The sequence below is a fragment of the Lutibacter sp. genome (genome assembly GCF_041596795.1).
GTDB lineage: Bacteria > Bacteroidota > Bacteroidia > Flavobacteriales > Flavobacteriaceae > Lutibacter.
This window is the reverse complement of sequence record NZ_JBFHHX010000056.1, coordinates 1-19,862: the sequence shown is the minus strand read 5'-3', so window position 1 is coordinate 19,862 and position 19,862 is coordinate 1. Positions and strand designations below refer to the sequence as shown.

Here is a 19,862-nt window from a genome sequence, read left to right as displayed (position 1 = left end):
TAACTGTTGCATTTGCGCTTCTTTGGCATTTATTAAACCTTGAAGTTCGTCTATTTGTTCTGAGCGTTGTTTTAATTCTTTTTGAAGTTTTTCTAATCGACTATTTTCAGCAGCTAATTTTAATTCTTTTGCTTCTAGTTCTGCCAATAATTCTTGATTTTTCTGAGCTTGTTCAGCTAATTTTTTTGAACTTTGTGTAGAAAGCGCATCGTATGATGTTTCTAAATTTTTATATTTTGTTTGAAGAGCTGCAAATTCATTCTCCAATATTTCCTTTTTATTTTTTAAAGCTGAATAGTCATTTTTTAAAGTTTCTAAATTAGCTTCTAATGCTTTTTTTGAAGCTATTAATTCATCTTTTTCTTTTAACAATTCTAAATTTGAAGAACGTAAATTATTAAATTTCGACTCCAATTCTTGATACACTTTTTTACTAACACATGATGATAGTGAAAGAGAAATTACTACTAAGAATGCTATTTTTTTTAACATAATATTCAACTTTATATATATTTAATCTATTTCTACTACTATTGGGCAATGATCAGAGTGTTTTGCTTCAGGCAAAATATACGCTCTTTTAATTTTATCTTTTAACGGTTCACTAACCATATGATAATCTATACGCCAACCTTTATTATTATTTCTGGCATTGGCTCTATAACTCCACCAACTGTAGTGGTGCGGTTCTTTATTTAAATGCCTAAACGAATCTACAAAACCGCTATCAATAAACTTTCCTAACCACTCGCGTTCTACCGGTAAAAACCCTGATGTATTGGCATTTTGTTTAGGGTTATGAATATCAATTTCTGTATGACAAATATTGTAATCTCCAGAGATTACAATATTAGGTATTTTTTTTATTAAATTATTCACATATTCTTGAAATTCAGCCATATAGTTTAATTTAAAATCTAATCTATCATCATTTGTTCCCGAAGGCAAATACAAACTCATTACCGATAAATTATCAAAATCTAACCGCAAATTTCTTCCTTCAAAATCCATAGATTCTATTCCGGTTCCATATTCTACATGATTTGGTTTTATTTTAGATAAAACAGCCACGCTACTATATCCTTTTTTTTGAGCAGAAAACCAATAATGGTATGGATACCCTGCGCTTTCAAACAAACTTAAATCTAATTGTTCTTTATGCGCTTTTGTTTCCTGAATACAAATTACATCTGGATTTGCAGCTTGCAACCAATCAATAAAACCTTTGTTTAACGCAGCTCTTATTCCATTTACATTGTATGATATTATTTTCATTTACTTTCGTATATATCTCTTAAACTTCGTCTTAATATTTTATTTGAAGCCGTTCTTGGTAACTCTTCAAGTTTTACTAAATCATGTACTCTAAAAAGTGGATTTATTTTTTCTTTCACACAATTTATAGCTTGTTGTAATCGCTCATTTTCTAATAAACGCGATTCGTTTTCCGAATAAAAAATAACCAACAAACTTGGTCCACCATTTTCTGGTGAAACTGCTATTGCAGCAGATTCTTTAATAAAATCTAAACTATTTAAAACGCCTTCAATTTGAACAGAACTTATTTTAATTCCTCCTAAATTCATGGCGTCATCTACTCTTCCTCGCGCAATATAATAGCCGTTGCTTAACAACTCAAGTTCATCTCCGTGTCTTCTAAGTACTCTTCCTTCAAAAGGTAACACATCTCTATAATACACATTATAATTGTTACGTGTTAATAATGAATTTGATAGCCCCATAATTGGTGGGAATAAAAATAACTCTCCTTTTGTACATTTATTGTGCTTATCATTCAACAAAATAAATTCTCCTCCCAAAGCTTGTGTTGAAAATGTACTTGCTATATTTGGTTGTACCACAGTACTAGTAACATAACCTCCGCCAATTTCCGTACCGCCACAATACTCTATAACTGGTTTATTATTAGCTAATTGCATTAAATAACTCATATCTTCTGCATTTGAAACCTCTCCAGTTGAGCTAAAACATTTTATAGCATTCCAATCATATTTTTCCATATTTTTTGATGCTTTCCAATACTTTACAAAACTTGGAATTACGCCTAACATGGTAACTTTGGCGTTTTGTACAAATTCTCCAAAACCATCACCTGTTGGCATATCATAATACAAGGCAATGGTTGCTTTATTAATTAAGGTTGCAAAAACAAGCCATGGTCCCATCATCCAGCCTAAATTTGTCGGCCAGCAAACCACATCGTTTTTATGAATATCTTGATGGTAATAACCATCACTAGCACTTTTAATAGGCGTTACATGTGTCCAAGGAATTGCTTTTGGCTCTCCTGTTGTACCCGATGAAAACAAAATTGTTATCATATCATCTGGGTTTTTAGGAACCGAATTAAAGTTAGTGTTAGAACTTAAAAAAGCATCCCATAAAATATCTTCATTTCTAAGGGAAATAGTTTGGTTTGATGATTTAAAAACAATAGTTTTTGGCGCATTTGCTTCTACTACTTTTTTATACAAGGCAATTTCTTTACCTGCTCTATAATTTACATCTTGGGTAAAAATAATTTTTGGCTTGGTAATATTTAATCGAATAGCAATTTCATTAGGAGAAAAACTATCTGCAATGGTCACAATTTCTATTCCGGCTTTAATTCCTGCTAAATAAATTGCAACTGCTTCTAGCGTCATTGGCATATAAATAGCAATTCTATCTCCATTTGTTAAGCCTAAACTTGTAAAACTATTAGCAATTTTATTTACCAATTCTAATAGTTGCTTTTGACTTACTTTTTGAAGTTGCTTTTTTTTATCTTGAAAAATGACCGCTATTGCATCATCATCATTTTGAAAACAGGAATCAACAATATTTAATTTGGCATTTTTTAACCATTCTGCATATTCAACACCTTTTGAGGTGTCTACAATAGAAGTATATTTTTTTGTAAATTGTATGTTTAAATTTTCAACGGTTTCACTCCAAAAATCTTCTTTATTAGTAACTGACCATTGCCAAAAGTCTTGATATTTATTAAGACCTTTTTTTTGCATCATTTTAAAAATGTTGCTATGTTCAATTATTTTTTTTGACGGTTTCCAAATATGACTATTATTCATTTACATTAAAATTCTGGTTCTTCTTCTGAAGAATTTAATAAATTATCCTTTTCTACACTTGCTTTGGAGCAATCAATATTTATTGATAAATCTTTAGGTTTTTCAAACTCATCTTTACTAATACTTAGGGTTGAATCTGCATATAATTTTTTATAATACAACGCCCAAATTGGTAAAGCCATAGTTGCACCTTGTCCATAAGTTATTCCTCTAAAATGTGTTGCTCTATCTTCACCACCAACCCAAACTCCAGTTGCCAAGTTAGGCACAATTCCCATAAACCAACCATCGGACTGATTTTGGGTTGTTCCTGTTTTACCTGCAATGGCATTTGTAAATTTATATGGATGACCAGTTACAACATTATCTGGATAATATCCAGAGCCTGTTCTTAAACGAATACCCGAACCACTTTCGGTTACACCTTGTAATAAATTAGTTATAACATAGGCAGATTCTTCGCTTAAAACTTCTTTAGAGTTTGGAATAAATTGCTCTAAAACTGTTCCGTTTTTATCTTCAATTTTTAAAATCATCATTGGTTCAATTCGTAAACCTTTATTTGCAAAAGTTGAATACGCGCCAACCATTTCAAACAACGATAAATCAACAGAACCTAATGCTATTGCCGGAACTTCGGGAATTTCAGTTTCTATTCCAGCACTTTTTGCCAAATTAACCACATTTCTAGGGTTTACCATATCTATTAACCTTGCTGTAATAACGTTTACAGAATTTGCCAAAGCTTGTTTTAAGGTTAATTCGCCACCATATTTATTATCGGCATTTTTTGGTGTCCAATCTTCTGGCATTGCATATTTTTCCTTTAGAATTGTATAAGGAATATTTGCAAACTTTTGACAAGGAGATAAGTTTAACTGGTTAATTGCAGTTGCATATACAAATGGTTTAAATGTAGAACCTACCTGACGTTTTTGTTGTTTTACAGCATCAAACTGAAAATGTTTGTAATTGATTCCTCCAACCCAAGCTTTTACGTGACCTGTTTGTGGTTCTACAGAAAATAAGCCCGATCTTAGTATTTGCTTGTAATAAAAAATAGAATCTCTTGGAGACATTATAGTATCCAATTCTCCTTTCCAAGTAAAAACACGCATATCGGTTTTTTCATTAAAAGATTTTAAAATTTCATCTTCTGATGCGCCATTACTTTTCATTCGAATCCAACGATTAGAACGTTTCATTGATTGAAGAATGGTAGACTCTATTTGAGCATCATCTAAATCGTAAAAAGGTGCTTTTTTGTTTTTCTTTTGCTCTTTATTAAATACACGTTGTAAGTTTGCCATATGTTCAGCCATTGCTTCTTCGGCATATTTTTGCATACGTGAATCTATGGTTACATAAATTTTTAAACCATCTCTGTGTAAGTTATATTTAGTTCCGTCTGGTTTTGGATGTTCTTCTATCCAAGTTTTCATAAAATCACGTAAATATTCTCTAAAATAGGTGGCGTAACCATCACTATGACTTTCTCTATTTACATTTAAATTTAATGGCGATTTTTGAAGAGAATCTCTTTCAACTTTCGTAATAAAATCGTTTTTATACATTTGGCCTAAAACAGTATTTCGTCTGTTTTTTACACGCTCTTCATATCTAAGTGGATTGTAAAAAGAAGCATTTTTTAACATTCCAATTAGCATTGCCGATTCTTTTACCGATAAATCAATAGGTTCTTTTCCAAAATAAATACGTGATGCAGAACGAATTCCAACTGCTAAATTTAAAAAGTCGTACTTGTTTAAGTACATGGTTAAAATTTCCTGTTTTGTATATTGACGCTCTAATTTAACTGCAATTACATATTCTTTAAATTTTTGAAGAATACGTTCTGGTAAACTTTTAGAACCTTCACCGTGAAAAAGTAATTTTGCTAATTGTTGGGTAATGGTACTTCCTCCACCTTCTTTCCCTAACATTGCGGCAGCTCTAACAGTTGCTTTTACATCAATACCTGAATGGTCGTAAAAACGCTCATCTTCTGTTGCTATTAATGCGTTAATTATGTTTGGGCTAATATCTTTAAACTTAACAGGAGTTCTGTTTTCAAAAGCATATTTACCTAACGTTATTCCATCAATTGAAATAACTTCTGTTGCTAAGTTGTTTTCAGGATTTTCCAGTTCTTCAAATGTTGGAAGTGGTCCAAAAACGCCCCAAGAAGCTAATAAAAACAATATTATTATTGCAATTGTTCCCGAAAAAATGGTCATCCAAAACCACTTAATATATTTTGAGAAATTTGGAGTAGCTGTATTTTTTTTTGCCATTAGTTAACTTTTTCTATGCTTAAACCTACATCGGTAATTCCTTTTAACGGATTTTTTCCTTCAATATCGTTTATGCTTCTTGTTGCTTGTTGAATTAAAAATTTGTAATCACCTTTTTCCGATAAAACCACTTTTTCTCTTAAAAAGAGTTTGTTTTCTTTTACATCAGAAAAACCTTGTCCTAAAAATTTTCCTTCAGCATTGGTCATTTCGTATTCTAAAGTATCTACCAATTTATAACCGCTAGGAAACTCAATTTTTGCTATTAAAAACAAAGAGCTGAATTCGTAATTTTTATTGTTTCTAATATTTATAAACACATTTCTTTTAGAAATAGTATCTGTATTACTCACTATAAAATTATATATAGTATCCCGAGACCATTCTAAATTTTCTACCGGTTTGTATTGATCAAAAAACTTGTTTTCACTACAAGACAAAACCATTAGAGCACATAAAAAAAGGAGTAGGTGTTTATGCATTTTCCGAATTATTAGTATCTTTTTTTGGTGGTCTTCTCTTTTTATTTCTATTCTTATTTTTTGGTTTATTGCTTACTGGTTTTTGACCATCTGCTGCTTTATTTTCAACATTTTGTTGCGCTTTTTGTGGTTGAGGATTTATTCCCTTTTTACGAATAGGCTGTCTTTTTTTCTTTGGCCTAGGAGAATTTAAGCCATCTGCATTTTGGTTTGTAGTATTCTGATTTACAGCATTTTGATCTGCAGGTTTTTGATTAGCAGGTTTTTTATTGAAATTAGGTTTTTGTTTTACCTGTGCTTTTTGCCCTTGATTTTGCTGATCTTGATTTTGCTGTTGCTTTTGATTTTTATGACCTTGGTTTTTAGGTACTTTAGGCTGTTGATTTGAATCGACGTTTTGAGGTTTTTTACTTCTACTCTTACGTTTTTTTCTAGATTTTGGCACATCAAATCTTGTTAAACTATCTTGCCCCACAAGATCTTCAAATTCTTTTTTCTCAACTTCAATTATTTCAGATTCATAGTCTTCTAAAGAAGCAACAACCTCTTTATTTTTATTTGCTGAAATAATTTCCTGAACCTGTTCTAGCGTAAGTTTGTACCATTTGGCTCTGTTTTCTCTATATGTATACCAAAGCAATCCTTTAAAAATATCCATTTTTACAAAAACAGCATCGCCTTCTTTGGTTTTTAAAACTGTATCTTGTTTTGGAAATTGTTTTAAAGCATCTACATACGTATCTAACTCATAATTTAAACAGCACTTTAATTTACCACATTGACCCGCTAATTTTTGTGGATTTAGCGATAATTGTTGGTAACGAGCAGCTGTAGTATTTACCTTACGTAAATCTGTTAACCAAGTAGAACAACATAATTCTCTACCACAAGATCCAACACCACCTAAACGTGCCGCTTCTTGACGCAGTCCAACTTGTTTCATTTCAATACGAATATTAAAAGTGCTGGCGAAATCTCTAATTAATTGTCTGAAGTCTACTCTATCATCGGCTGTATAATAAAACGTAGCTTTGTTTCCATCTCCTTGATATTCAACATCTGACAATTTCATTTTAAGTCCTAATTTGCCTAAAATTTCACGTCCTTTATATTGCGTGTCGTATTCTTTATCACGAGCAGCGTTCCAAATATCAATATCTTTTTGAGTAGCTTTTCGGTATATTTTTTTAACCTCTTCACTATCAACAGCTATTCCTTTTCGTTTCATTTGAACTTTAATAAGTTCACCTACTAAAGAAACAGTTCCTATATCGTGTCCTGGATTTCCCTCAACAGCAACAACATCACCTATTGAAATTTGTAAATTATCTACATTTTTATAAAAATGTTTACGTCCGTTTTTAAAACGAACCTCAACAATATTCATTGGTTCCTGACCTGCAGGCAATGCCATATTAGCTAACCAATCGAACACAGAAAGTTTTTCACAGTCTCCTGTGCCACAACTTCCATTACTTTTACACCCTTTGGGTACACTATTTATATCTGAAGAGCAACTATTACAGCTCATATATGTTTAAATTTTAAACGGTTAAGTAAATTGAAAAATACAATTATACTATCTTCACTAATTTGTAAAGATATAATTAAAATTACGAACTGTAAAACGTAAAAAAGGGGTTTTTATGTTTGTTTTACATCTATAATTTTTACCGGACAAGCTTCCTTGGCTTTTATGCTGTCATTAAAAATAGTTTCGTCGGGTGATTTAATGGTGAAAAACCCTTTTTTTTCTTTAGAATGAAGTAATACCGATTTACCATCTTTTTTAGACATTTGAAACTGAGCTGGAGCCAATTCTACACAGTAATTACAGCCAATACATTTGGCTCTTTGTAAGGTTATAATTACCATTTAAGCTTCAACTTTGTTTTCTACTATTTTATATAATTTATCGGAAGGTCTTATTCTAAAATTTAAAGGAATTGTACATGAATCTCCTTTTTGAGCACTACTTCCCTCAACATCATTTACAAACATTTGATCTATTTGCATTTCTTTGGCACCTGTAGTTGGCCCTGTAATTAAAATAGTATCTCCAACATTTATATCGTAGGCTTCAATTTTAAATTCGCCAATATTTGCTTTTGGAAAAAAGTGCATTCCTTTACCAACATACACTTTCTTTTGTGTAGCATGACTTCCGGATCCGTTGCTCCATTCCCCTAATTTTTGACCTAAATAATAGCCGCTCCAAAAACCACGATTGTATACTTTTTCCAATTCTAACATCCAAGAAATAACTTTTTCTTTGCTGTAGGTTCCTGCTTCAATACTATCAATAGCGTCTCGGTAACATTTAATAACATTTGCTACATATTCCGGAGCTCTTCCTCTTCCTTCAATTTTTAACACTTTTACACCTGCGTCAACAATTTGATCTAAAAAATCAATAGTACATAAATCTTTTGGCGACATAATATACTCGTTATCTAATTCCATTTCAAAACCAGTTTCCTGATCAATAACAGTGTATTTTTTTCTACAATTTTGCTTGCAAGCACCTCTATTTGCTGAAGAGTTGGATGAATGTAAACTCATATAACATTTTCCTGAAACAGCCATGCACAATGCTCCGTGTCCAAAAATTTCAATTTCTAATAAATTTCCTGAAGGTCCGCAAATGTTTTCTTTTGCAATTTGTTCAGTTATTTTTTTAACCTGACGCAAACTAAGCTCTCTACTTAATACCATTGTATCGGCAAACATGGCATAAAAACGTGCCGTTTCAATGTTTGTTATATTAATTTGAGTAGATATATGAACTTCCATACCAATAGCTCTAGCTGATGCAATAACAGCTTGATCCATTGCAATTACTGCAGTAATATCTGCTTCTTTTGCTTTTTGAAGTAATGTTTTTACAATACTTAAATCGTGATCGTAAACAATTGTATTTAAGGTAAGGTATGTTCTAACATTTTTAGCTTTACATCTTTTTGAGATTTCTTGTAAATCATCTAAGGTAAAGTTAATGGAAGCTCTTGCACGCATATTTAACTGCTCAACACCAAAGTAAATGGAATCTGCTCCATTATCTAAAGCTGCTTGCATTGATTCAAAGTTTCCTGCAGGTGCCATTAATTCTATTTTTCCAGTAGTAGTCATTCTATTTTTTGATTTTCGGCAAAATTACATAAATTCTTATAATTAATAGTTTTCCGTATTATAATACTTTTTTAACAAAAAAATAATTATTTGTTAATTTTCAATTATTTACAGTACTTTATCATGTTTTTTTACAAAATTTGCATAGTTAAATTAAAAATTCATAAAAATGAAAGTAGCTGTTGTAGGCGCTACCGGAATGGTAGGTAATGTAATGTTACAAGTATTAGCGGAAAGAAATTTTCCAATTACAGAATTATTATTAGTTGCTTCAGAGCGTTCTGTTGGTAAAAAATTATCATATAAAGGAAAAGAATATACAATTATTGGTTTGCAAGATGCAGTTAATGCAAAACCAGATATTGCCTTATTTTCTGCTGGTGGAACTACTTCAGAATTATGGGCACCAAAATTTGCTGAAGTTGGTTGTACGGTTGTAGATAATTCTTCTGCTTGGCGTATGGATCCTTCAAAAAAATTAGTGGTTCCAGAAATTAATGGAAATGTTTTAACTAAAGAAGATAAAATTATAGCAAATCCAAACTGTTCAACAATACAATTAGTAATGGCTTTAGCGCCGTTACACAAAAAATATAAAATGAAACGTGTGGTAATTTCTACGTACCAATCTGTTTCAGGAACTGGTGTAAAAGCTGTTCAACAATTAGAAAACGAAGAAAAAGGAATTAAAGGAGAAATGGCATATCATTATCCAATTAACAGAAATGCAATTCCGCAATGTGATGTTTTTTTAGATAATGGTTATACCAAAGAAGAAATGAAATTGGTAAAAGAACCTAAGAAAATTTTAAATGATGATTCTTTTTCTGTAACTGCAACTGCGGTGCGTATTCCAACTTCTGGAGGACATTCTGAAGCTGTTAACGTACAGTTTGAAAATGATTTTGATTTGGCTGATGTTCGTAAATTATTAGCTGCAACGCCAGGTGTTATTGTACAAGATAATTTAGATACAAATACGTATCCAATGCCAATGTATGCTAATAATAAAGATGAAGTTTTTGTTGGTAGAATTAGAAGAGATGAGTCTTTACCAAATTCATTAAATATGTGGATTGTAGCAGACAACTTACGTAAAGGAGCAGCAACAAACACTATTCAAATTGGAGAATATTTAATTGCAAATGGTTTAGTGTAAATTAACTCATTTAAATATAAAAAAAATAAAAGCCGCAAATTTGCGGCTTTTATTTTGGGGTTTACTGGGGTTTATTTTGTTACCGCTAAAACATCTTTTATAATTTCTTCTAATTGGTGCTTTGGTAAAGCTCCTTGAGACATTTGCGGTTCAGCCTCTTTTGGACAAAATAACATAGAAGGAATACTTCTAATTCCAAAAGCCGCGGCTAATTCTTGTTCAACTTCTGTATCTATTTTATAAATATTCACTTTTCCTTCATATTCATCGCTTAATTCTTCTAAAATTGGAGCAATCATTTTACACGGTCCACACCAATCTGCATAAAAATCTATAATACAAGGTAAATCACCTTCAAATTTCCATTCTTTATTTTTTTCGAAATTAAAAACTTTTTCTAAAAAAGTTTCTTTAGTTAACATTTCAGTCATTCTAGTATTTTTTATATTAATAAATAAGCCTTAACAGCTTTGTTATTTGACGACAAAGTGACACATAAACTTACAATTTTATAGTAACTAAAGTTACATGGCTATATTTTCAAGTACTTTAAAGTCAAATCTAATAATAATTTAAAGCAAAAGTCTGGTTTTAAATTGAAATGTTTTTGAAAAAGGGTTGGTTTAATTGCTATTTCTTTTTTAGTTAAATTTGTTTTTAAAATAAATTTTAAAATGAAAAAATTAATACTAATTGCAACAATTGGAATATTTGTTGTTTCATGTAAAAACACACAATCAGAAAAAACCCTAGAAAAATTGAACTATCCTACCACAAAAAAAGTAGACACAGTTACCAACTATTTTGGTACTGAAGTTAAAGACCCATATCGTTGGTTAGAAGATGACATGTCTGAAGAAACTAAAAATTGGGTTACCGCTCAAAATGAGATTACTTTTAATTATTTATCTAAAATTCCTTACAGAGAAGAACTAAAAACAAGATTAGAAAAACTTTGGAATTATGAAAAAATAGGATCGCCATTTAAAGAAGGTGATTACACCTATTTTTATAAAAATGATGGTTTACAAAACCAATATGTACTATACAGATTTAAAGGTAAAGATAAACCTGAAGTATTTTTAGACCCAAATACATTTTCTAAAGATGGAACTACATCATTAGGTGGCTTGTCTTTTTCTAAAGATGGAAACAAATTGGCTTATGCAATTTCTGAAGGTGGAAGCGACTGGCGTAAAATTATTCTTATGGATGTTGTATCAAAAGAAATATTAGAAGATACTATTGTTGATGTAAAATTTAGCGGAATGGCTTGGAAAGGTAACGAAGGTATTTTTTACTCTAGTTACGAAAAACCAAAAGGAAGTGAACTTTCTGCAAAAACAGATCAACACCGTTTGTTTTATCATAAGTTAGGAACCGCTCAAAAAAACGATCCAATTATTTTTGGTGATAAGGTAAAAAGAAGATATATAAATGGTTCTGTTACTGAAGATGGAAAATTTTTGGTGATTTCAGCTTCACAATCTACTTCTGGTAACGAATTGTATATTAAAGATTTATCAAAAGAAAATAGTAAAATAATTACTGTTGTAAACAATTTTGATAACGATACTTTTGTATTAGATAATATTAATGAAACATTGTTATTAGTCACCAATTTAAACGCACCAAATAAGCGAATTGTAAAAGTTGAAGCATCAAAACCTACTCCAGAAAATTGGGTTGATGTAATTGCTGAAACTAAAAATGTACTGTCGCCTTCAAAAGCAAATGGTTATATTTTTACAAATTATATGGTAGACGCCGTTTCACAAGTAAAACAATACGATTATACTGGAAAATTAATTCGTGAAATTGAATTACCAGGCGTTGGAACTGCTGGTGGATTTAGCGGAAAAAAAGATGAAGGATTAATTTATTATTCATTTTCAAACTATATAAATCCAGGTTCTATTTATTCTTTTAATACTACAGAAGGAACTTCCAATTTATATAAAAAACCAGCTATAGATTTTAATTCAGATAATTACGAATCGCATCAAGTTTTTTATACTTCAAAAGATGGCACAAAAATACCTATGATTATATCGTATAAAAAAGGAACAGTTTTAAATGGTAAAAACCCAACAATTTTATATGGTTATGGCGGATTTAATATTAGCTTAACTCCAAGTTTTAGTATTACAAATGCTGTTTGGATGGAACAAGGCGGAATTTACGCAGTTCCAAATTTACGTGGTGGTGGAGAATATGGAAAAGCGTGGCATAATGCCGGAACAAAATTTCAAAAACAAAATGTATTTGATGATTTTATAGCTGCAGCGGAATATTTAATTGCAAATAAATACACTTCTGCCGATTATTTAGCAATTAGAGGTGGCTCTAACGGTGGATTATTAGTTGGCGCAACAATGCTACAAAGACCCGATTTAATGAAAGTTGCATTGCCTGCTGTTGGTGTTATGGATATGTTACGTTATCATACTTTTACTGCTGGTGCTGGTTGGGCATATGATTACGGAACCGCAGATGATTCTAAAGAAATGTTTGATTATTTAAAAGGTTATTCTCCTGTTCACAACATTAAAGAAGGTGTTAATTATCCAGCAACATTAGTAACTACAGGTGATCACGATGATAGAGTTGTACCTGCGCATTCATTTAAATTTGCTGCAGAATTACAAGCAAAACATACAGGTAGTAATCCTACTTTAATTAGAATTGAAACCAATGCTGGGCACGGAGCCGGAACGCCAGTTTCAAAAACTATTGAGCAATATGCAGATATTTTCGGATTTACTTTGTACAATATGGGTTATAAAGATTTACCTAATAAAACAAAAGTAAAAGGTTAATTATAGTTTAAAAAAATAAGAGGCTGTCTACAAAGTTAAAATTACGTCAACCTGAACTTGTTTCAGGTTCTCATATTGATTGATAATAAGTATGATGAGATTCTGAAACAAGTTCAGAATGACGATTCTAAATATATTTGTAGACAGCCTTTTCTATCTTATTTCTAAAATTTGAGCTTCATTAAAAGGAATAACTTCACCAATTTTTTTTCCTAATAATTGCTTTCCAATGGGAGATTCTGTTGAAACAATAAAATAAGTTTCTTTATCAATAATTACTTGTCCAACACTTACCGCTAAAAAATAAGTTCCTTTAGTGGTTTTTACCAAACTGCCAAGTTTAACGTTTTTAAAAGAATCTTCAATAGTTAACCGTTGCAAGGTTTCTTTCATTTGGTTTACAATTGCTAATTGCTGGCTGGCTTTTTCCATTTCTAATTGCAACATAGCGCGTCCGGTTTCGTGTTTATCTCCTGCTGAACTTTTGGTTTCAGAAAATAAATCGTTTTTGTTGGTGGCTATTGTTTGCAGTACCGTTTCTTCTTTTTGTTGAACAAAAAGTAAACAAGCATTATAGAGCTTTTCTTTTAGTTGTGTATAATCTTTCATCATTCATTTGTAAAAATAAGATAATCTGCAATTGTTTTAATAATTTTGCAAACTAATTAATAACTATGCAGTTTCAAGGAAAACGTTATTTAGATTACAGTTCATTTATAAAATCGACCTTTGGCGAGCGCGTTCAAAAAATATCATTAGATATCGGTTTTTCTTGTCCTAACCGCGATGGCTCAAAAGGTTATGGCGGATGCACCTATTGCAATAACAACACTTTTAATCCGGATTATTGCGAACCTACAAAAAGTATAAAAGAACAGTTAGAGCAAGGCATTGCTTTTTTCGGAAAAAAATACAAAGCAATTCATTACTTAGCTTATTTTCAGGCATATACAAATACATATTCCGATATTAATTCGTTAAAAAAAATGTATGAAGAAGCGTTAAATGTTCCCGGAGTAATTGGTTTGGTTATTGGCACTAGACCCGATTGTATTACGGATGAATTGATTGATTACTTTTCGCTTTTATCAAAAAAATACTTTATTTCGTTAGAATTTGGCGTGGAAAGCACTAATGAGAAAACGCTTTTAGCAGTAAATAGATGTCATACTTTTGAAGAAACCAAAGCAACTTTTGAAAAATGTAAAAACAAAGGATTTCATTTAGGTGCACATATAATTTTAGGATTGCCAGGAGAATCAAAAGAAGAATTATTTCAACACGCTATTGAGGTTTCTAAGTTACCTATTGATACATTAAAAATGCACCATTTACAAATTGTAAAAAACTCGGTAATGGCAATTCAATACAAAAGGAATCCTGAAAATTTTAACTTATTTTCTTCTGAAGATTATATAGATTTTATTACCGATTTTATTGGCTTAATTGAACCAAATATTATTATTGAACGATTTATTAGTGAAGCACCACATGAATTGCTTGTAGCTCCAAAATGGAATAATTTAAAAAACTTTGAAGTAGTTGCTAAAATTGATAAAAAACTAATTGAAAAAAATACCTGGCAAGGAAAATTTTATCAACCATCAGTATGATTAATTACACGTAAACAGAATAGTTATTGGTTTTTAGTTGAAAAATTGTTGGTAGAAAACAATGACTCTAAGATTTATGATAGTAAGTTCTTTTGAGAGCACCACTTGTTGTAAGTAGCCTTTAATAATTATACTTAATTCCAAACATAGTATAACCAGGAATCATAGAATATATTGAGTTTTCTATTACAAAATTATTTGATGTTTGCGTTATTTGTTCAAACCTATTTATATTCAATAAATTGCTACTTATAATAAAGTATGATAATTTATTTTGTTTGTCGGTATAATTAATATTTAACCCTAAAAGAGTCTGATAATTGCTATTTAAACTACCATTTTGCATAAGATAATTAAACGATGGTTCAATTTTAAATGAGTTAATTTTAGAAATTATCTTAAACCCAATATTTTGCGTTAATAAATTATATTTTGTTGAAAAAAGAGATTGGTTTATATTGACATATTCAGCTAAATACGAAAGTTGTAATTGTGTTGTGATTTTTTTAAAACTTGATGTTAAATTTGCACTTAAAGCATTCTTTAATAATTCAGAATTATTTTTTAATGAATTTATAAAATTTACATTATTTGAGTAATCAAAAGATAAACTACTTTTAATAAGTAAAGGTAAACTAGTAATTTTTGTATCAAAGTTTAAAATACCCATATAGTTCTTGTAACCTACTCCAAATAGATTAGAAAACAGAGAATAATTATTTACATATAATGTATTATTTGTATCGTTTTGGTCCGCAAATGAATATGATAAATTTAAAGTAAAGAACTGTTCTGTTTTACTTTTATAATTGTTAAACGCAAATGAAAATGTTTTTTTATTGATAAACGGATTATCCGTAATATTATTTGGCACGTTGATAGATTGATAATTTAAAATATAATTGTTGTCTAATTGACTAACTAATTCTAAAATTTTATTATTATTTTGATAACCTAATGAAAAATTACTTGCAGCATTTAAATTATAATTTAGAGAAATATTATTATCAATAAATTTTTTCAATTTTGAGTTTATAAAATATGAATTTGATGTAAATTGATATTTAAAAAATACTTTGTCATTAATATATTGAGTAATATCTATTTTATAGATAAGGTTTTTAATGTCTCTTTCTAATTTATTTTCAAAATTAGTATCTAAAATGTTAGTATCTAAATTTTCAATATTGTAATCAAAAGAAAATGAATACTTATATTTATTTTTATTACTTTTAAAAAGCAAGGAGTTAATGCTGTTTAAACGATTATTTTTATAAAAATAGTCTTGAGAAAAAGTGTTAGAATTTAAGTTGTACAAATTACTATCGTCAGAATAAATATTAAAATTATTTGAAATTTTATCTATTTTATAAGTTAATTCTGACGAAAGAAGAAATTTTTCATTTATTTTATATTGATAATTGATTTGATTATTTATAACCAAATTTTCTTTATTAGATTTGGTGTCATAATTATAGCTATTTATAATGTTTTCCGATGAATTACCATTTGATGGAACTATATTAAAAAGAAGTTTTATATTAGATTTATTGTTTATTGCAAATTGCATTCTAAAATTTGCATTGAAAAGTAAAAAGTTACTCTTGTTTATGTAACTTTCATTAATTTGTGGAATTGTTTTATCTAAAAACAAACGATTGTTTAAACGTTGCTCTAATTGTTTAAAATTATTAAAAAATATGTTTGAATTTATTTTAAATGTAGTTGTTTTAATTGCGAGGTTAAATGCTGAAAATAAATTTTGACGTTCTTTGCGTTTATCTTCATTATATATATAATCGGGTATCATTTCACTAACATCTGTTAGGCCAATACTTTGAGTAGATATACTTTCAGCACCACCAATTATATCAAAATAATCAGGAACTGTCAAAGGCATATCTCCAATATTATTAAAGTCTGAAATGAAAGATAAATTTCCGTTTTTTAAGAATTTAAAAGTATTTGAATGTGTAGAGTATTTACTTGCAACGCCTCCACTAGCTTCTATATTACCTAAAATTAAATTTTTACTTTTAGAATTTAATTTAATATTTAATGCTATTTTAGAATTTTCTCCAAATTCTTTTAAATTTATGTTGTCATTATGTTTTAAAAGTAGATCAATTCCCTCAACCATATTTGCACCTATGTTTTCTGTTGCCATTTGGTGTTTATTGCCAAAAAAATCATTTCCATCAATGAGAATTTTGTCAATTGTAATTCCTTGAAATTTCACTTTGCCTTCGGCAGATATTTCTAACCCAGGCAATTTTCTTATTAAATCGCCTAGATTAGTTTCTGTACTATCTCTTATAACATTAATATTGTACGAAATACTATCTTTACTTATTTTGGCTGCTTTTTGTTGAGCAATTATTATAATTTCTTTTAATTCAATATCCTTTTTAAAAAGTACAAAATCTTCAACAAAGTCGCTTTCTAATTTTATACTCCTATATTGAGGTATATAATTTAAAGCAGATACTTTTAATAAAAACTCGCCTTTTTTTACACTCGGTAATTTATAAAAACCTTCATTATTTGAAAAAGTAAAATTTGTAACAGTTGAATCTATAGCTAACACTTGAACAATTGCTCTTGAAATCAATTGTTTATTTTCATTGTTAATTTTTCCCGAAATCACAAATTGAGAGAAAACAATATTGTTCATTAATAAAATTAAATAAACACTATTCGTTAGTTTCATTCGTAATAATTGGATTTTCCATTGCTTTTTTTAATAATAAATCATAATTTTTTCCGCTTATTACTGTACCATCATTATCTTTCTTTATAATTAACTCTTTTTCAAATTTTATTTCAATAGCCGAATACAATCTATCTTCAGCTTCAAGCTGTAATATCAAACCTGGTAAACCATAATAAATAGACGGACCATCGTTGCTAGCAATCTCTTCGCAGTACCAAGCGGTTACTTGTTTATTGTTTATTATTGCTGTAGCCTTTTTACAATTAAATTTATCAATTTTTTTAATTTCATTGTATAATCTCCAGTTAATTGTAGATAATTTCTCTGTAATTAAATATTTTTTATCGAGTAAATTTTCTTGTTTGACATAAATTAATTCATCAAAATTTTTATAAACATTTTGTTCAGGCAATTGAACTGTTGTTTTATTTTTTGTTTTTGCCACAGTATCCTCAGTTGAGGATTCAATTTTATTGTTAGTAATCATACTATAAGTAGATTCTTTTTCATTATTTTTTAATACATAATATATTGGTGAATCTAAAAAGGTAATAAATTTTTCTCTTACTTGGATTGGAAGTTTTTCCAATTCTTCTTTTGGAATAATTAAGTTTTCTTTGTATTTAATTACCATATTATTAATAATTTGTTCACTAATTTTTAAATCAACATTTGTTAATTTAACTGTATCTGAATTTATTTTAACACTTTCCGTTACTGTTTTTTTTAATTCATCTTTGGCTTGTGGTTTACAGCTTTGAAAAACTAGTAAACTAAATATTATAATGATATTTTTCATGTTTTAAAAAATTAAAAATCAGGTTCGTTGCTAGTGCAACGAACCATAATTTATTGTTTGTTAACGCCACTCTATTGTAGTTTCTGTTTCAACACTTGAACCTACCCAATATCCAAGTATAAAGTAATTATGTGTTGTAATTTTGGTGACCATGTACCATTTGTCATTGTCACTTACAGTTGAAGTTTTAACTTCAGAAGTAGTTTCAGAAAAGATAGAAGTCATTTCGCTTGTTGTTGTTTTTGCTTCAAAATTTTCATTTGTTGAAGCAAAACTTGCAGTGCTCGCAAGCATAATTAAACCGAAAAGTAAATTTTTCATAGTACGTTATAGTATGGTGCTTGAATCTTTTCAAGAGCTTCTGGCTCATTAAGGAAGTCAAAGATTTTCTGCTGTTGTTTTTCCAATATGGAGTTTCTGCCCACTACAAGTCATTTATTTTCTTCTTTTAGGTGTTATTTCGTTTCTTTAATAAGCCATTCCGTAGGCTGAACGTTGAAATTTACACGAAATTTAGTCATAAGGTTTCTTGCAATTTTTATAATTATGGACAATTTTACGTAAATATCTATTAAAATGCTATACCAAAAAAAATCTAAATTATACAGAAATAAGTATAATTGTTAGAGAAGTTTTTTTGGTATAGTTATATTCTGTTCAATAAGGTATTTTACCAATTGTGAGTGTTTGTCTTTAAAAACAGCATCACAATCGCAAGAAGTTTGAACTATACTTCCTGACGAAACTTTAAGTATTTCTGAAAGTTTTAATATTAAATCAGGTTCGACTTTAATTTTGCCTTGTTCAATATTTGAGTAAGTTTTTTGGCTAATTGATAAAAGATTAGCTACATATTCTTGAGAGTAATCAAATTCTCTTCTTAAGTGTCTTAAATTTTCATTTCATTTTTTTTTCATTTTTCATATGTTTATTAAGTGTTCGTCATTTTTTACAACTATATTTTAATTTATGGTTCTAACAAATAAACTCATTTAATGTCATATTATAATTACAAGTACAATAATATTTCTAAGTATATATCGATATTCATAAATTTAGACTTTCATACTGGTAAAGACACTTGGCAAGGAAAGTTTTACACTTCTGATATTCAATAATATATTGTAACTTTAATAGATAATTTCAAAACCAAAATTTTGGATTATCTACTACTTTTTATAGTATTGGCGTTACTAGCTGAAATTTTAGGAACCGTTGGCGGATTTGGTTCTTCACTCTTTTTTGTGCCCATTGCTAGTTTTTTTCTAGATTTTCATTCGGTTTTAGGAATCACCGCCATATTTCACGTATCAAGCAATATCACCAAAATAGCGTTTTTTAGAAAGGGTTTCGATAAAAATTTGGTTATTTGGGTTGGAATTCCTGCTGTTATTTTTGTAATAATTGGTGCTTATATTAGCAAGTTTTTACAAACAGCCATATTAGAAATAGTATTGGCTATTTTTCTAATTGCTACAAGTTTATTTTTTATAATTTTTAAAAACACCACCATAAAACCAACTATAAAAAATTCAATTTTTGGCGGTGTTTTCTCGGGGTTTATTGCAGGGATTGTTGGTACAGGAGGCGCAATAAGAGGCATTACTTTGGCTTCCTTTAATTTATCTATTCAAACATTTATTGCAACTTCAGCTATTATTGATTTGGGAATTGACGCTAGCAGAAGTGTTGTGTATTTTTTAAATGGTTACATACACACACACGATTTATATTTAATTCCGCTGCTATTAATTGCTAGTAT

Annotated in this window: 16 protein-coding genes and 2 pseudogenes; 4 read left to right on the top strand and 14 right to left on the bottom strand. The window is 29.4% G+C overall.

The genetic code is table 11. From position 1 onward, the window contains the following. The 8 genes and pseudogenes from ABY298_RS08360 to ABY298_RS08325 all read right to left on the bottom strand — a co-directional run. Positions 1-492 (bottom strand): annotated as a pseudogene (locus tag ABY298_RS08360) (cell envelope biogenesis protein OmpA); the annotation flags it as partial. A 21-nt stretch (positions 493-513) separates the two neighbouring features. Further along, entirely contained in the window at positions 514-1,275 is a 762-nt protein-coding gene (locus ABY298_RS08355) for an exodeoxyribonuclease III (RefSeq protein ID WP_372745567.1), read from the bottom strand. Further along, the gene (locus ABY298_RS08350) at positions 1,272-3,029 is read right to left on the bottom strand and encodes an AMP-binding protein (RefSeq protein ID WP_372745566.1); all 1,758 of its coding nucleotides are present in this window, start codon (positions 3,027-3,029) and stop codon (positions 1,272-1,274) included. The genes ABY298_RS08355 and ABY298_RS08350 overlap by 4 nt, the downstream gene beginning before the upstream one ends. 68 nt (positions 3,030-3,097) lie before the next feature. Next, positions 3,098-5,386 carry a penicillin-binding protein 1A gene (locus ABY298_RS08345; RefSeq protein ID WP_372745565.1) on the bottom strand — a complete coding sequence of 763 codons (2,289 nt, stop codon included), beginning with the start codon at positions 5,384-5,386 and terminating at the stop codon, positions 3,098-3,100. Beyond that, a complete protein-coding gene (locus tag ABY298_RS08340; RefSeq protein ID WP_372745568.1) occupies positions 5,386-5,832 on the bottom strand; it encodes a gliding motility lipoprotein GldH in 447 nt (148 codons plus the stop codon). Before ABY298_RS08340 ends, ABY298_RS08345 begins: the two co-directional genes overlap by 1 nt. Positions 5,833-5,860: 28 nt before the next feature. After that, on the bottom strand, positions 5,861-7,399 hold the full coding sequence (locus ABY298_RS08335; protein ID WP_372745564.1) for a stage 0 sporulation family protein: 1,539 nt from the start codon (positions 7,397-7,399) through the stop codon (positions 5,861-5,863). A 113-nt stretch (positions 7,400-7,512) separates the two neighbouring features. After that, positions 7,513-7,743, bottom strand: coding sequence for a ferredoxin (locus ABY298_RS08330; RefSeq protein ID WP_090223513.1), 231 nt, complete (start codon positions 7,741-7,743; stop codon positions 7,513-7,515). Next, positions 7,744-8,997 (bottom strand): peptidase U32 family protein, encoded by a 1,254-nt coding sequence (locus tag ABY298_RS08325; RefSeq protein ID WP_372745563.1) that lies wholly within the window; start codon positions 8,995-8,997, stop codon positions 7,744-7,746. A 169-nt stretch (positions 8,998-9,166) separates the two neighbouring features. Here ABY298_RS08325 and ABY298_RS08320 point away from each other — a divergent pair, with 169 nt between their 5' ends. Then, positions 9,167-10,156 carry an aspartate-semialdehyde dehydrogenase gene (locus ABY298_RS08320; protein ID WP_372745562.1) on the top strand — a complete coding sequence of 330 codons (990 nt, stop codon included), beginning with the start codon at positions 9,167-9,169 and terminating at the stop codon, positions 10,154-10,156. Positions 10,157-10,227: 71 nt separating this feature from the next. Here the strand turns inward: ABY298_RS08320 and trxA are convergent, their stop codons facing one another. Beyond that, positions 10,228-10,587, bottom strand: a complete 360-nt coding sequence (gene trxA / locus ABY298_RS08315; RefSeq protein ID WP_372745561.1) for a thioredoxin — start codon at positions 10,585-10,587, stop codon at positions 10,228-10,230. 243 nt (positions 10,588-10,830) lie between these two features. Here trxA and ABY298_RS08310 point away from each other — a divergent pair, with 243 nt between their 5' ends. After that, complete coding sequence (locus ABY298_RS08310; RefSeq protein ID WP_372745560.1) at positions 10,831-12,975, top strand: prolyl oligopeptidase family protein; 2,145 nt, start codon at positions 10,831-10,833, stop codon at positions 12,973-12,975. Positions 12,976-13,128: 153 nt separating this feature from the next. Here ABY298_RS08310 and ABY298_RS08305 read toward each other — a convergent pair whose 3' ends face one another. Then, the gene (locus ABY298_RS08305; RefSeq protein ID WP_372745559.1) at positions 13,129-13,584 is read right to left on the bottom strand and encodes a 3-oxoacyl-ACP synthase; all 456 of its coding nucleotides are present in this window, start codon (positions 13,582-13,584) and stop codon (positions 13,129-13,131) included. A 65-nt stretch (positions 13,585-13,649) separates the two neighbouring features. On the opposite strand from ABY298_RS08305, the gene ABY298_RS08300 reads away from it, so the two are divergent. Further along, complete coding sequence (locus ABY298_RS08300; RefSeq protein ID WP_372745558.1) at positions 13,650-14,588, top strand: TIGR01212 family radical SAM protein; 939 nt, start codon at positions 13,650-13,652, stop codon at positions 14,586-14,588. Positions 14,589-14,709: 121 nt separating this feature from the next. Here ABY298_RS08300 and ABY298_RS08295 read toward each other — a convergent pair whose 3' ends face one another. The 4 genes and pseudogenes from ABY298_RS08295 to ABY298_RS08280 all read right to left on the bottom strand — a co-directional run. Beyond that, complete coding sequence (locus tag ABY298_RS08295; RefSeq protein ID WP_372745557.1) at positions 14,710-17,298, bottom strand: TonB-dependent receptor; 2,589 nt, start codon at positions 17,296-17,298, stop codon at positions 14,710-14,712. Continuing rightward, entirely contained in the window at positions 17,282-18,100 is an 819-nt protein-coding gene (locus ABY298_RS08290) for a GLPGLI family protein (RefSeq protein ID WP_372745556.1), read from the bottom strand. The genes ABY298_RS08295 and ABY298_RS08290 overlap by 17 nt, the downstream gene beginning before the upstream one ends. A 60-nt stretch (positions 18,101-18,160) precedes the next feature. After that, positions 18,161-18,421: a hypothetical protein gene (locus ABY298_RS08285; protein WP_372745555.1), complete on the bottom strand. Its 261-nt coding sequence runs from the start codon at positions 18,419-18,421 to the stop codon at positions 18,161-18,163. Positions 18,422-18,723: 302 nt separating this feature from the next. Then, positions 18,724-18,987: pseudogene (locus ABY298_RS08280) on the bottom strand (helix-turn-helix domain-containing protein); the annotation flags it as partial. 270 nt (positions 18,988-19,257) lie between these two features. Between ABY298_RS08280 and ABY298_RS08275 the strand changes: the two are divergent. Then, the coding region (locus ABY298_RS08275) for a sulfite exporter TauE/SafE family protein (RefSeq protein WP_372745554.1) at positions 19,258-19,862 on the top strand (605 nt) is incomplete at its 3' end.

Excerpts from the sequence above, each read along its gene's own strand:
- ABY298_RS08355 (WP_372745567.1), bottom strand. The coding sequence starts at position 1,275 with ATGAAAATAATATCATACAATGTAAATGGAATAAGAGCTGCGTTAAAC.
- ABY298_RS08350 (WP_372745566.1), bottom strand. The coding sequence starts at position 3,029 with ATGATGCAAAAAAAAGGTCTTAATAAATATCAAGACTTTTGGCAATGG.
- ABY298_RS08345 (WP_372745565.1), bottom strand. The coding sequence starts at position 5,386 with ATGGCAAAAAAAAATACAGCTACTCCAAATTTCTCAAAATATATTAAG.
- ABY298_RS08340 (WP_372745568.1), bottom strand. The coding sequence starts at position 5,832 with ATGGTTTTGTCTTGTAGTGAAAACAAGTTTTTTGATCAATACAAACCG.
- ABY298_RS08335 (WP_372745564.1), bottom strand. The coding sequence starts at position 7,399 with ATGAGCTGTAATAGTTGCTCTTCAGATATAAATAGTGTACCCAAAGGG.
- ABY298_RS08330 (WP_090223513.1), bottom strand. The coding sequence starts at position 7,743 with ATGGTAATTATAACCTTACAAAGAGCCAAATGTATTGGCTGTAATTAC.
- ABY298_RS08325 (WP_372745563.1), bottom strand. The coding sequence starts at position 8,997 with ATGACTACTACTGGAAAAATAGAATTAATGGCACCTGCAGGAAACTTT.
- ABY298_RS08320 (WP_372745562.1), top strand. The coding sequence starts at position 9,167 with ATGAAAGTAGCTGTTGTAGGCGCTACCGGAATGGTAGGTAATGTAATG.
- trxA (WP_372745561.1), bottom strand. The coding sequence starts at position 10,587 with ATGACTGAAATGTTAACTAAAGAAACTTTTTTAGAAAAAGTTTTTAAT.
- ABY298_RS08310 (WP_372745560.1), top strand. The coding sequence starts at position 10,831 with ATGAAAAAATTAATACTAATTGCAACAATTGGAATATTTGTTGTTTCA.
- ABY298_RS08305 (WP_372745559.1), bottom strand. The coding sequence starts at position 13,584 with ATGAAAGATTATACACAACTAAAAGAAAAGCTCTATAATGCTTGTTTA.
- ABY298_RS08300 (WP_372745558.1), top strand. The coding sequence starts at position 13,650 with ATGCAGTTTCAAGGAAAACGTTATTTAGATTACAGTTCATTTATAAAA.
- ABY298_RS08295 (WP_372745557.1), bottom strand. The coding sequence starts at position 17,298 with ATGAAACTAACGAATAGTGTTTATTTAATTTTATTAATGAACAATATT.
- ABY298_RS08290 (WP_372745556.1), bottom strand. The coding sequence starts at position 18,100 with ATGAAAAATATCATTATAATATTTAGTTTACTAGTTTTTCAAAGCTGT.
- ABY298_RS08285 (WP_372745555.1), bottom strand. The coding sequence starts at position 18,421 with ATGAAAAATTTACTTTTCGGTTTAATTATGCTTGCGAGCACTGCAAGT.